Origin of the sequence: Haloferax sulfurifontis ATCC BAA-897 (assembly GCF_000337835.1) — an archaeon.
Lineage (GTDB): Archaea > Halobacteriota > Halobacteria > Halobacteriales > Haloferacaceae > Haloferax > Haloferax denitrificans.
On sequence record NZ_AOLM01000004.1, the window covers coordinates 216698 to 229245 of the forward strand.

The 12548-nt window shown below is 68.9% G+C and carries 11 protein-coding genes and 1 pseudogene; 3 read left to right on the forward strand and 9 right to left on the reverse strand.

Annotation, left to right across the window (positions count from 1 at the left end; translation table 11 throughout):
- Positions 1 to 66: 66 nt before the first annotated feature.
- The 6 genes and pseudogenes from C441_RS20560 to mvaD all read right to left on the reverse strand — a co-directional run bounded on the left by C441_RS20560 (position 67) and on the right by mvaD (position 7276).
- Positions 67 to 1073: pseudogene (locus C441_RS20560) on the reverse strand (phosphotransferase).
- Between the two features lie 85 nt (positions 1074 to 1158).
- Complete coding sequence (locus C441_RS03325) at positions 1159 to 1851, reverse strand: HAD family hydrolase (RefSeq protein WP_007273783.1); 693 nt, start codon at positions 1849 to 1851, stop codon at positions 1159 to 1161.
- A gap of 96 nt (positions 1852 to 1947) precedes the next feature.
- A complete protein-coding gene (locus tag C441_RS03330; protein ID WP_007273784.1) occupies positions 1948 to 3102 on the reverse strand; it encodes an acyl-CoA dehydrogenase family protein in 1155 nt (384 codons plus the stop codon).
- Positions 3103 to 3222: 120 nt separating this feature from the next.
- Positions 3223 to 4932, reverse strand: a complete 1710-nt coding sequence (locus C441_RS03335) for a sensor histidine kinase (RefSeq protein ID WP_007273785.1) — start codon at positions 4930 to 4932, stop codon at positions 3223 to 3225.
- Between the two features lie 165 nt (positions 4933 to 5097).
- A complete protein-coding gene (locus C441_RS03340; protein WP_007273786.1) occupies positions 5098 to 6231 on the reverse strand; it encodes an NAD(P)/FAD-dependent oxidoreductase in 1134 nt (377 codons plus the stop codon).
- 70 nt (positions 6232 to 6301) lie between these two features.
- Positions 6302 to 7276 (reverse strand): phosphomevalonate decarboxylase MvaD, encoded by a 975-nt coding sequence (gene mvaD, locus C441_RS03345; RefSeq protein ID WP_007273787.1) that lies wholly within the window; start codon positions 7274 to 7276, stop codon positions 6302 to 6304.
- A 629-nt stretch (positions 7277 to 7905) separates the two neighbouring features.
- Between mvaD and C441_RS03350 the strand changes: the two genes are divergently transcribed.
- Entirely contained in the window at positions 7906 to 8346 is a 441-nt protein-coding gene (locus C441_RS03350) for an SRPBCC family protein (RefSeq protein ID WP_083874859.1), read from the forward strand.
- Between the two features lie 47 nt (positions 8347 to 8393).
- Here C441_RS03350 and C441_RS03355 read toward each other — a convergent pair whose 3' ends face one another.
- From C441_RS03355 to C441_RS03365, 3 genes are all read right to left on the reverse strand, one after another.
- Positions 8394 to 9047, reverse strand: coding sequence for a hypothetical protein (locus C441_RS03355; RefSeq protein ID WP_007273789.1), 654 nt, complete (start codon positions 9045 to 9047; stop codon positions 8394 to 8396).
- Positions 9048 to 9143: 96 nt separating this feature from the next.
- Complete coding sequence (locus C441_RS03360; RefSeq protein ID WP_007273790.1) at positions 9144 to 9725, reverse strand: flavin reductase family protein; 582 nt, start codon at positions 9723 to 9725, stop codon at positions 9144 to 9146.
- A 226-nt stretch (positions 9726 to 9951) separates the two neighbouring features.
- Positions 9952 to 10383: a DoxX family protein gene (locus C441_RS03365; protein WP_007273791.1), complete on the reverse strand. Its 432-nt coding sequence runs from the start codon at positions 10381 to 10383 to the stop codon at positions 9952 to 9954.
- Positions 10384 to 10750: 367 nt separating this feature from the next.
- Here C441_RS03365 and C441_RS03370 point away from each other — a divergent pair, with 367 nt between their 5' ends.
- Both C441_RS03370 and C441_RS03375 read left to right on the forward strand, forming a co-directional pair.
- On the forward strand, positions 10751 to 11428 hold the full coding sequence (locus tag C441_RS03370; RefSeq protein ID WP_007273792.1) for a winged helix-turn-helix domain-containing protein: 678 nt from the start codon (positions 10751 to 10753) through the stop codon (positions 11426 to 11428).
- A gap of 39 nt (positions 11429 to 11467) precedes the next feature.
- Positions 11468 to 12277 (forward strand): DUF429 domain-containing protein, encoded by an 810-nt coding sequence (locus C441_RS03375; protein WP_007273793.1) that lies wholly within the window; start codon positions 11468 to 11470, stop codon positions 12275 to 12277.
- Positions 12278 to 12548 lie beyond the last annotated feature (271 nt).

Genomic DNA, 12548 nt, shown 5'->3' on the forward strand with positions numbered 1-12548 from the left:
GGTGTCGCCGAGCGTCACCGCGCGGCTTCGGCCGGGCGGCGACGCCCCGAGCGACTCCACGCGAGGTCACAACAGCGCGTCGAGTCGCGCTCGGTGGAAGTCCACCGCGGCCGTCCCGGTCCGCTCGGGGTAGCCGGGACGGGTCACTTCGCCCGCCGAATCGACGGACGAGCGGACGACTGCGGCGACCCGATAGGCGCGCGGGACCGCCGGAAGCGGCCGGACCGACTCGTAGCCCGCGCGGAACGCCCGGCGGAGCGGCGCGCCGTCTTCGACGTACCAGTCGGCGACGAGGTGTTCGACCTTGGCGACGGCGAGTCCGGGCGCGGCGGCCATCGGTTGGCCCCAGTCGAGCACGGCGGTCACGCGGCCGTCGGCGACGAGCGCGTTCCCCGGTCTGAAGTCCCACGGGTAGAGGTGTGACGGCGGGTTCGCCGGGAGCGAGGCGGCCGCGACGGCCTCCTCCAACCGCTCTCGAAGCCCGTCGAACGCGGGCGGGAGCGCGGCGATTCCCTCGCGGGCGTAGGCGGCGAACCACGTCTCCCAATCGCTGTCGTCGGCGCTCGCGGCGTCGAATCCCTTGTCGGTCGCCGTTTCCGATTCGAACGCGGCACCGCCCGCGGCCGCGTCGCCCCCGTCGGCTCGCTGTCCGCCGCGAGCAGGGCCCACGAGCCGACCGTAGCCGTCGAAGGTGAACTGTTCGTGGAGCTGGCCGAGGCCGACGCCGAACGACCGAGCGACGCGTCGCTGAGCCGCCGTGTCGAGCGAGACGAACCGCTCGTGGAGTTCGTCGCCCGGGGCGCGCGCTCTGCGACGACGTAGCCGACCCCGTCGAGCGCGCCCGACGCGAGGACGCGGGGGACCGGAATCGTCGTGCGCTCGCGGACCGCCCGCGAGAGGGCGGCTTCGAGGGCGAGCGCCGCGGCGTCGGTCGCCGTCTGGACGACGACTTCCCCGCCGTCGGCGAACGTCGCGACCGCGGTCCGCTTGTGGTTCCCCTTCGGGACGCGGGCCGTCCTCGCGACGCGTCGCTCCGGGAATTCGCGGGCGAGCACGGTCGCGACGGGGTTCATGGACCCACTCTCGGGCGACGCGAACAAAGGTCCAGCGGACGGTTCACGGGCGGTCGGTGGCGACGCCGACGCCGCGTGAGCCGAGTCACGGTCCGCCGTCGAGAATCGCCGGGAAGTCGGCGAGCGACCGGAGGACGTACGCCGGAGCGTAGGAGGTCGGGTCCGGGTCGCGTTTACCGTCCGTTTCGACCGGGCACCACGCGGCGTCGAGGCCGGCGCGGTGGGCACCGTCCACGTCGAACTCGAGCGAGTCGCCGACGTGGAGGCTCGCGTCCGCCCGGACGTCGAGGGCTTCGAGCGCCCGGTCGAACGGGTCGGGGTGAGGCTTTCGCCGCGGCATGTCGCCCGCGAAGACGACCGAGTCGAACGCGTCGGCGATGCCGAGCGCGTCGAGTTTGATAGACTGCCGACGTTCGGGGCCGTTGGTGACGAGGCCGACCGACGCGTGCTCGCGGGCGGCGGCGAGCGCGGCCTCGGCTCCCGGTCTGAACGAGACGGCCGAGTGGTCGACCGTCTCGACGAACCCGCGGGCCAGCGCCCGGACGTCGACCCCCTTGCGGTCGTGTTTCGCGGCGACGCGCTCGAAGCCGTCGGCGAGGTAACCCTCGTGGTCGTCGTGGTCCGGCGGGCCGTCGAGCGAGGCCCAGAGGTCCGACGGCTCGCCGAAGCGGTCGAGACCGGCGGCGTCGAACGCGCCGGCGTAGACGGTTTCGCCGCTCTGGTCGTTCGTACAGAGCGTGTTGTCGAGGTCGAAGAGAATCGCGTCGAACGGTGCCACGCTCGCTCTTGGGGCGGCGGCGGTAAAACCTCATCCACGGTCGACGCCGACCGCGGCGGCGAAGTCCCGCGAGTCGCGGGGGGTCTCAGCCCCGCCTCAGAAGCCCTTGCCGAGCAGTTCGCGGGCGATGATGTTCTTCTGAACCTCCGTGGTCCCCTCGTAAATCTGCGTGATTTTCGCGTCGCGGTAGAGCCGTTCGACGTCGTGGTCGTTGACGAAGCCGGCCCCGCCGTGAATCTGGACGGCCTCGTCGGCCACGTCGGTGGCGACGTTCGAGGCGAACTCCTTCGCCATCGACGCGAGCGTGGTCAGTTGGCCCTCGTCGTTGTCGACGCTCCACGCCGACTTGTAGGTCAACTGCCGGGCGGCTTCGGTCGCGGTGTGCATCTCCGCGAGCTTGTGCTGAATCGCCTGGAAGTCGCCGATGGAACGGCCGAACTGCTCGCGCTCTCTGGCGTAGTCGAGCGCCCGCTCGCAGGCTCCCTTGGCGATGCCGACCGCCTGCGCGGCCACCGCGGTCCGCGTCTCGTCGAAAAACTGCATGAGCTGGAGGAAGCCCATCCCCTCGGTGCCGACGAGGTTCTCCGCGGGCACGCGCACGTCGTCGAAGACGAGTTCGGCCGTGTCGCTGGCGCGGATGCCCATCTTCCCGGTTATCTTCTCCGCGGCGAAGCCGTCGCGGTCGGCCTCGACGATAATCTGCGAGAAGCCCGCGTAGCGGTCGTCCGCGTCGGGGTCGGTCCGGCACATGACGACGAAGTAGTCGCCGACGCTCCCGTTCGTTATCCACATCTTACTGCCGTTTATCACCCACTCGTCGCCGTCCTTCTCGGCGCGGGTGCGCACCGAGGTCACGTCGGAGCCCGCCTGCGGCTCGCTGATGGCCGCGCCCATGACGGATTCGCCGTCCGTAATCGGCGGCAGGAAGCGCTCTTTCTGGTCGTCGGTGCCGAAGCTGATGATGGCCTCCGCGCCGAAGCCGGCGCTCGTGATGCAGAGTCCGATACCGGGGTCGACCGCGAACAGCTCCTCGGTGACGATGGCGTTCTCCAGCGACGTGTAGCCGACGCCGCCGTACTCGACGGGGAAGTGCGCCCCCGTCAGTCCCATCTCCGCCGCCTTGCGGACGACGTCGGCGGGGTACGCCTCCGCCTCGTCGTACTCGACCGCGACGGGCGCAATCTCGTTTTCGGCGAACCGCCGGACCTCCTCGCGGATGGCCCGCTGTTCGTCCGTGAGCGAATAGTCCATGGTTGTTAGTCACAAACGCGGGCGATAACGGTTGTGACACCGAGAAAAACGTGCGTCGAGTTGACTCGGCGGGCGGGGATTCGGCGGGTCGGGCGGGCCGAACGGGTCAAACGGGTCAGCTCAGTCGGCGGCCTCGACGGCCGCGAGCGGGAGTTCGATGACGAAGACGCTCCCCCGGGGTTCGTTGTCCTCGATATGCACGGTGCCGCCGAAGTTGGTGACGATGGTCTCGACGAGGTACAGTCCCGTTCCGGTGCCGGGGCTCTCTAACCCTTTCGCGCCCTTCCCGAAGACGACCGATTTCCGTTCGTCGGAGATGCCCGGGCCGTCGTCGGCGATGCGGACGGTGACGCGCTCGCCGTCCGCCGCGCCCGAGACGGAAATCGACGGGTGGTCGCGGTCGCTGTGGACGACCGCGTTCTTCAGGACGTTCACGAACACGGAGTCGAGCAGGTCGTTGGCGAACACCGTTGCCGGCGGGAGGTCATCGACCGTGAACGCCGCGTTCGGATAGCCCTCGCGCACGTCTTCGACGGCCTCGCGGACCGCGTCGCCGACGTCGAGGGCGCGGCGGCGCTCGTCGTCGTTCGTCGCGCGCATCAGCTGTCCGAGCACGTCGGTGAGGTCCACGGTGTTGAGCGCCCGCCGGAGCGCGGTCTCCAACTGGCTCCGCGCCTCGTCCGACAGCGGTTCGTGTTCGAGGACGATGTCGATGTACGCCGTCACGAGTTGCATGTCGTTTCTGATGTCGTGGCGGACGATTCGGTTGAGCACCTCCAGCTCGTCGTTTCTCGACTCCAAGGCGAGTTCGTAGCGTTTCCGCGGCGTCACGTCCCGGACGGAGACGACCCAGCCGAGCGGGTCGCCCGCCCGGTCGAGCGGGATGCGCGTCAGTTCGACGTAGCGCCCCCCCTCGACGAGCACGTCGCACGTCGGGGGGTCGCCGGCGAGGTCGCCGTAGTTCGGGACGGCCTCGCTCGCCGGGCGGCCGAGGAGCGGGCCGTCGGTTCCCAAAAGCGGGCGGACGTGGTCGTTGACGTGGACGACGACTTCGTCGGCGTCGAGGACGACGAGCCCGTCGGCCGAGTGCGCGCCGGCGGTCGCGTAGGCGAGCGGGAGGATGTCGAGGAGCCGGTAGCGGTAGACGGCGTTGCCGAACGTCACCGAGGGGACCGCGAGCGAGGCGGGGATGAGGTTGACGCCGCCGGCGAGCGGCGCGGTGTCGGTGAGTTCGAGCGCGGCGACGACCGACGGCACGACCATCCCGACGAGGAGGAGCGTCGCCTGTGTCCGGTAGGGGCGGTCGAGTTCGAGGGCGTACTGGCCGATGACGCCGAGCCCGAGGAACAGAAGCACGAAGCCGTAGACGAGGCCGAACACGCTCACCGGGCCGTCGGTGACGGAGAGCGTCGTCACGCCGTCGACGGTCGACAACTGCCAGCCGGTGTAGCCCAGCTCCAGCGGGTTGGTAAAGAGGACGACGAGGAACACCGCCGGGACGACGTACAGCGACGCGACGACGTAGCGGTCGAGCAGTTCCCGGCGGCCGGTGTACGCGAGGGCGAAGACGAAGAACGTCGGCGCGGCCGTCATCGCGCCGACGTGGAGGAGCTTGTACGCGAACAGTTTCGCGCCGGGGTCGACGAGGAGCAGTTTGACCGCCGTCGTCGCGGTCCAGAAGGAGACGGCGGCCGTCAGCACGGCGAACGAGACGACAGTCGGGTTTCGCCCGCGACGGCGGACGAACCGGACCGCGTACGCCGAGAGGACGGCGGCGACGACCGCCGCGAAGACCATCGGGTAGGCGTAGGCCGTGTGCTGCCAGTTCATCGAACACCTCGCTCGGCGGTCACGTCTCGCGGAGTGCCCACAGACGCGAAGTCTCGGCGGTCGTGCCCGGTATCGTCGGTGATAGCTGGAGATACTCCGGCATCCGATAAAGAACTTCTCAGGGGTAGGCCGCCGAACCGCGGAGCGGTTTTCCCCCGCGACCCGTCAGGCGTGCAGTTCCTCGTCGACGAGGTCGACCGCGCGCGAAACCGCCCCGACGGAGGTGAGGTGGCCCGCCCCGACGGTGGCTTTCATCGCCTTGGCGGCCTTCCCGCGGAAGATGCTCGGGCCGACCTGCGCGACCGCGCCGTCGCCGACCGAGACGATCCAGCCGGGCACCTCGAAGCGGTAGGGCTCGGGCCGCGGGGCGAACTCGTTCTCGCCGGCGTCGGCCTCGAACTCGACCTGTGCGGCGATGTTGCCGGCGACGGTTTTCGCCTCGCGGAGCGCCGCGGAGGCGCTCGCCGGCACGGGCTCGCCGTCGGCGTCGACGGCGCGGGCCGCGTCGCCGACGACGAACGTCCGCCCGTCGAGTCGGAGGTCCGCCCTGACGGGAGGTCGCTCGCCGCCCATCGCGTCGTCGCCGGCGATGCCGCCGGTCCAGACGAGCAGGTCGTAGTCGACGTCGCCGGTGTCGGTCTGGACGGTCGCGTCGGTCACCGACTCGACGGTCGTCTCGGTCCGAATCTCGACGCCCCTGTCGAGGAGTTCGTCGCGGACCGCCCGCTGGAACGACTCGTCGAACGACGGCGCGACGGCGTCCAGTTGCTCGACGAGGACGACATCGGCGTGCGCGCCCTCCTCGTCGCGGAGCGCGGCGAGTTCGCCCGCGACCTGCACGCCCGACAGCCCCGCGCCGCCGACGACGACGGTCCCGCCCTCGTCGCAGTCGTCGAAAAAGCGCTTGCGGACGGTTTCGGCGTCCGCGACGCGCTTCAGCGGGACCGAGTGCGATTCGAGGCCGGGGATGTCGTAGTAGGCGGTCTCAGCGCCCAGACAGACCGCGCAGTAGTCGTAGTCGAGGGCGTCGCCGTCGTCCAGTTCGACGGTCCGCGCGTCGCGGTCGACGCCCGTCACGCGGTCGACGACGACCTCGGCGCGGTCGAGCGCCTCGTCGAGGGGGACCTGAATCGCGTCGGCGACCGCCGGCCGCCGAATCGCGCGGTGGACTTCGTGTTGGACGAGGTGATGCGGCGAGTCGTTCACCACGGTCAGGTCGGCGTCGGCGGGGAGTCGGCGTTCGAGGTCGCGGGCGAGCGTGAGGCCCGCGTACCCGGCACCGAGAACCAGGACACGCATGACTGACGGGTAGGGCGCGAGAGAAAAGAGGGTGACGGCGGGTGCCGGTCGCCGGCGCGCGCGAGAGAACTCAGAACAGCGCTTCGGACTCGTCGAGCACCTCGGCGGGGCCGCCGACGCCCCACACGTCGGTCTCGACGCCGCAGTCGGCGACGACCTCCTCGACGCGGTCGACGTGCTCCTCGGTCGTGTTGACGTAGACGCTCGCGCCGGTGTCGGTCGAGAAGTAGACCGGGACGTCCTCCTCGTTCCGGAGCTTGCGGACGGCGTTGAAGACGGCGATGGTGCGCGGTTGCCAGTAGACCCAGCCGGCGGGGCCGGTCATCGTCGTCGCCGCGAGCGACAGCGAGTCGTGTTCGGCGAGTTCGAAGGCGGCGTCGAAGTCGGCGTCGTACAGCGCGTCGCGCATGTCGTCTATCTGGGCGTGGATGTGGGCCATCCGCGCCTGGAACATGTGGCTGTCTTCGGCCTCGGCGTGGGCCTGCTCGGTCTCCTTGTAGGCGGGGACGTGCGCGGCGACGATGCGCAGGTCGTCTTCGAGGTCGGTCTCGATGCGCTCGGAGCGGCAGTCGGTGTCGTTCATGCCCGAGTAGAGGTGCGAGACCGCGCCCGTGACGGCGCGGGCGGCGGACGCCGACCCGCGGCGGGCGATGGTCGATATCTCGGGGCGCGTCATGTCGAGACCGGCCGCCTCGGCGAGCGCCATCGCGGCCGCGGCGAACCCGGACGCCGACGAGCCGAAGCCGATGTTCGAGGGGAAGGAGTTCTCGCTCTCCAGTCGGACGCGGTGGTCGAAGTCGGCCAGCTCGCGGACCCGGTCGACGACGGCTTGGATGCGCTCCGCGCCGCGGCCCTCGACTTCCTCGCCGCCGATGACGTAGACGTCCTCGTCGGCGTCGCGGAGGAACTCGACGGTCGTCTTCGTGTGGCTCGGGGCCGTACAGACGCTGATGCTGTCGTGATACGGCATTCGGCGCTCGGTGTCTCGCATCCCGTGATACTTCACGAGGCCCTGAATTGGGTGGGCCTTGGCGGTGGCCTTCATGTTCGAACGCCCGTCGGACTCGGGGTTAAACGTCCCGATAGGCGTCGGCTCCGGCGGCTCACGGAAAGAATCGGTCGGAAATCGAGTGCGCGCCGGCGGGACGGCCGGCGCGGGTCGGTCGCAATCGGTGCGCAGGAAGGTGGCACGTTCTCCCTCTCCAGCGGGAGACAGTCGAGTTCGATGCAGTCGGTCGTTCGGTTACGCGGGTAATTCGGTTACGCGGGTAACCGTCTCGTGTGTGGCTGTATCGTGATTGCGTTGTTTGGTTGGCGTCGAGTAGTTGGCTGGTGGTCGGGTTCGATGCGGGTGGTTCGTTACGGTGCGGGTGGTTCGTTACGGTGCGGGTGGTTCGTTACGGTTCGATTGGTCGGTCGAATTCGATGCGGGTGGTTCGTTTGCTGTTCGTCGCGTCGGCCGAGTCCGCCCGCCTACTCTGTGGACTCGGATTCGTGTCCTCGCTCCCAGACGTTCGTGACGCTTTCGCCTGTCGGCGGCGTGTGGCTGACGTCTCGCATCGTCTTCGGGCGGTCACTTGTGTTGCTCATGTGTTGCCTTGGTAGTTGCTACCACGGTTCGCGGATAAAGATTTCGGCGATGTTATATTACGACTTATTAGCATACTAGGTCGTATGAGGGGCGCGTCGAGTCGGACCCGAACGCGCGTGGAGCGAACGCCTGACGGGCGGCGTCTGGTCGTCTCGCGGCGGGTTTCGGCTCCCGAGACGGCGGCGTGGGACGTGCTGGTGTCGGTCGCCGACTGGCCCGACTGGGGACCGAGCGTGTCGGGCGTCCGCGGCGTCGACGGGCGAATCGAGGCGGGGGACCGCGGCGAGGTCCGCGTCGCCGGCGTCTGGGTCCCGTTCGGCATCGAGACGTGCGACGACGAGGCCCGTCGGTGGACGTGGCGCGTGGCCGGCGTTCCCGCGACGGGGCATCGCGTGGAGCCGGTCGGACCCGACCGGTGTGCGGTGGCGTTCGAAGTCCCCGTGTTCGCGGGGCCGTACGCCGCCGTCTGTGCGGTCGCGCTTCGCAGAATCGAGCGACTCGCAGAGCGGCGCGCTCGCGGGTGAGATGGGTCGCGAGCGAGACAGAATGAGTGACTGGTCCCGAGCGCCGTTCAGAGCGGCCCGAACAGGACGAGCGCGGCGACGACCGCCACCACGACGACGGCCGCGACGAGGAGCGCGAGCGCGCGGCCGGAACCGGTATCCGACGCGGCGTCGGCCTCGGCCGCGGCGCGGGCTTCTTCCGCGTCTATCTCGTCGAGAATCTCCTCGAACTCCGGTTCGTGCGGCTCGTGATACTCGTCGATGATGTCGTCGTCGAGGCCGGCGTCTTCGAGCGCGTCCACGAGGTCGGAAAGCGCCACGAGGTCGATGGGGCGTTCGACCTCGTCGGGGTCGACGAGGAGCGCGCGGTCGCCGTCCTCGTCGGGCTCGTCGAGCTGTTCGTCGGTGGCGAACGCGAGCGCGAGCGTCTCCGCGGCCCGCTCTTCGTCGCCGGTCGTCAGGAGCGTCCCGTAGACGCCGCGGTCGTCACAGCGCTCGGCGAACGCCTCGACGCTCCGGGCGTCGAACGCGGCTTCGACGTCTATCCAGACGACTTCGGCCGGTTGTGACTCCCCGTCCGGGGCCGCAAACAGGAACGTCCGCCCGTCGCGGACGCTCCGTTTCGTCCGCTCCCCGCGGGCCGCGCGGACCCGCTCGACGACCGTCGCCGCGTCGTCAGTATCGAGAAACGAGAGCACGCTCGACAACGACACGTCGCTCATTGTTCAGACAGAACGCGTATCCCGCGATAAACCTTCGCGCCCCATTATCAATTTGTGATAACGGACGGGCCGCGGGAGCTGTCTCGTCGGAACGCGCTAGTCCGGGCGAACGAGCTCGAACCGGTCGTCGGTCGTCGCGTACTCACTGCCCGCGAGTCGGCCGACCGCGTCGAGTTTCGTCGTGTCGAGTTTGCCGTCGGTCAGCACCTCGTCGGCGACGTGCGCGTGGACGACCTCGCCGAGGACGAGCGTCGACGAACCGACCTCCATGCTGTCGTAGAGGGTGCACTCGAAGGCGACTTTGGCGTCGGCGACGCGCGGGGCGTCGACGCGGACGGCCTCGGCCTTCTCGATGCCGGCGTGGTCGAACTCGTCGACGCCCGAGGGGACCGTCGCGGCGGTCTCGTTCATCGCTTCCACGAGGTCGCGGGTGACCACGTTGACGACGAACTCGCCGCGCGAGATGGCGTTTCGCGGCGTGTCCTTCAGCGACGGTCCGCGGCCGACCGGCGCGAAGACGACGACCGGCGGGTCGACGCTGGCGACGGTGGAGAAACTGTACGGGGCGAGGTTGTCGGCGTCGTCGCCGCGGGTGCTCACCCACGCGATGGGGCGGGGCACCACAGCCCCGGAAAGCAGGCGGTACGGCGAGCCGAAGGCGTCGGGCGCGCCGTCCATCAGCGACTCGCCTCCGCGGGCGGGCGTGGTCGGCTACTCGGCGGGCGACGAGGGCGTGTCGAATCCGGTATTGCGTCGGTCACGAATGGATGTGTGGTGGGTTCGGAGGCCGATGAATCTGTGGGAGAGCGTCGGCTCGGGTGTTGGTGTCGGTTCGGTGTCGGCGTCGAGGCGGGTGTTCTGCCGGGTTCGTGTCGGAACTCGCGCCGCGGCCCCGTCCGCGGGGTTAGAACAGCGTCAGGCCGATGGCGTAGGACCACGTCGTCCCGCTGAGCGCGAGGAAGACGAGCGCGCCGCCGAGCATGACGACGTTCTTCAGGAAGCCGGTCATCTCGGACTCCTGTTGGTCCTCGGGGACCGCCCAGAAGTTGTGGAACACCGGCGTCCCGACCACGAGGAAGACGGCGACGGCACCGGCGGCGAGCACGGGGAAGACGCCGAGGACGATACCGAGCCCGCCGAAGACGAGCATCCCGCCGGAGACGACGACGCCGAGGCGGGGTGCCGGCAGGCCCTTCATCTCCGCGTAGCCGGTCATGTGGTCGAGGTTCAGGAAGTGGTTGAGTCCCATGAACGCGAGCACCGCGCCGAAGAGGACGCGCGCGAGGAGGTACGCGACGTCCGCGCCCGGGGAGGCGAACTGGAGCGCGACGCTCATCTCGACACCTCCGTCGCGGCGGTGGTCGTGTGGCGGTCCGTCGTCCGGAGAACTACTAACATTGCGTTACCTGGTACGAGTCCGAACCAACATATATGTTTGCTGATACGAGTGTCACCGGGTAACCGTTCGGGTATCCGGTTACACGGGCGTTACTCGGGGTTCACACGTCTGATGAGTACATTCAACCGGTGCCGATTTCGTCTCATCTGAGGCGATAGGGTGCCCAGTCGTTTCGTTCTCAACTCATATATGGTACGTATATGGTAGTATTGTCCGACCCTCGAAAGATATACCCCGCTTGGCACTCCATAACATCACGGGGCGTGTCAATCATGATGAAAACGACCAGCGGAGAGTCTCGGTTATGACCGAGACGTGGGATTCCGCGGGGCATATCGCGAGTTCACGGTACCGGCTGGCCGTCTGTCGGTATCTCTCGGAGCACGGTTCGGGACTTCCCTCCCGAATCGCCGCCGAGACCGACCTCGCACAGCCGCACGTGTCCCGGGCGCTCTCCGAACTTCGGGAGCGGGGCATCGTCGAACTGTTGGTGCCGGAGTCACAGCAGAAAGGGAGGCTCTACGGGCTGACGGACCTCGGCGAACTCGCCTACGAGCGCGTCGCGCTCGACCGGGAGGCGGACGTTACCGTCGTCGAAGCGGGCGAGTTCCCCGCGCCGGAAATGTCTTCCGAGTTACAGAACGCGTACGGGGACGCGCTCCGGGCGATTGCGTGGTGCGAGCCGCTTCAGACGCGGATTCGGTTCTTCGAGCGGTCGCTTCTCGACCGCTACGACGAGGACACCGTCAAGACGCTCGTTGCGACGCTCACGAACGAGGAGGCCATCGACCAACCCCTCGAAGACCTGCCAATCGGAGGCCCGGAACTCGTCGCGTTCGCCATCGACGACGTGCTCATCGTCAGGGTGCCGCTCGACGACGGCGTGAAACTGCTCGTCTCGCTCGATGCGGCTATCGATGTGACGCTCAGCGACCTCCGCGACTCCTGTCGGCAGATGACGGCCGCGGTCCTCGACTCCTAGCCCCTGGGTTTTCTCTCGCTCGACGACGTAGCTCGACTCGTGTCACAGCGACGCTTTTCCCCCGTCGTCGGCGTCGACGGCTGTTGGGCCGGCTGGGTGTGCGCCGTCGCCGCCGCGGGCGGCCTCTCCGTGCGAGTCGTCGCCGACTTCGCCGCCGTCTGGGACCTCGCCCGCGAGCGCGACGCCGCGCGAGTGCTCGTCGACATCCCTATCGGCTTGCCCGACGCCGCCCGCCGGGCGTGCGACCGCGAGGCCCGCGAGCGACTCGGCTCTCGGGCCGCCACCGTCTTCTTCGCGCCCGTTCGGGCCGTCCTCGCCGCCGACTCCCACGAGGCGGCCAGCGCGGCCAACCGCGAGCGGACCGGGGCGGGACTCTCGATTCAGGCGTGGCATCTCGTGCCCAAAATCCGCGAGGCAGACGCCGTCTTCCGGCAGACGCCGCGCGCCCGACAGCGCGTGTTCGAGTCCCATCCCGAACTCGCGTTCGCCGCGTTCGCCGGCGAACCCCTCTCGGAACCGAAATCGACGCCCGAGGGCCGTGACCGCCGCCTCGACGTGCTCAGGACGGCGTTCGCTGGAAACGAGGTCTCCGGGGACGGCGGCGACAGTTCGGAAGCCGACGCGACCGACCAGTCAGAGTTCGACCCCGAGCGCGCCTACCGCGAGACGCTGGACCGGACGCTCCGCCGCGACGTGGCCCGCGACGACGTGCTCGACGCGCTCGTCCTCGCCGCCGCGGCCAGCCGTCCCCTCGCGTCGCTCCCGAGCGACCCGCCGACAGACGCCGTCGGACTGGAGATGGCGATTCGCGTCCCGGTGAGCGCTCTCGGATGGCATCTCTCGGATTGACAATCATGCATAACCGACTCCAGAATGTTGAAACACACTAGTATATAGTCAACAATAGTGCGTGGTATTCTCAGAGGAGAAGATATTTATGCACGGTGTTCAATCAGATAGATGGCGTGGCCACTGTCGCCACCACAGAATACCCAGCCCAGCCCAATGCGTGATTCAGTGCCAGCACGCAGTCGGCCGCGCCTCCCGCTGCCTCTACTCGGGTTCGACGACCCCGCCCCGGGCTCGAACCCGACCGTTTCCACGCCCCGAGCGTCCGCTT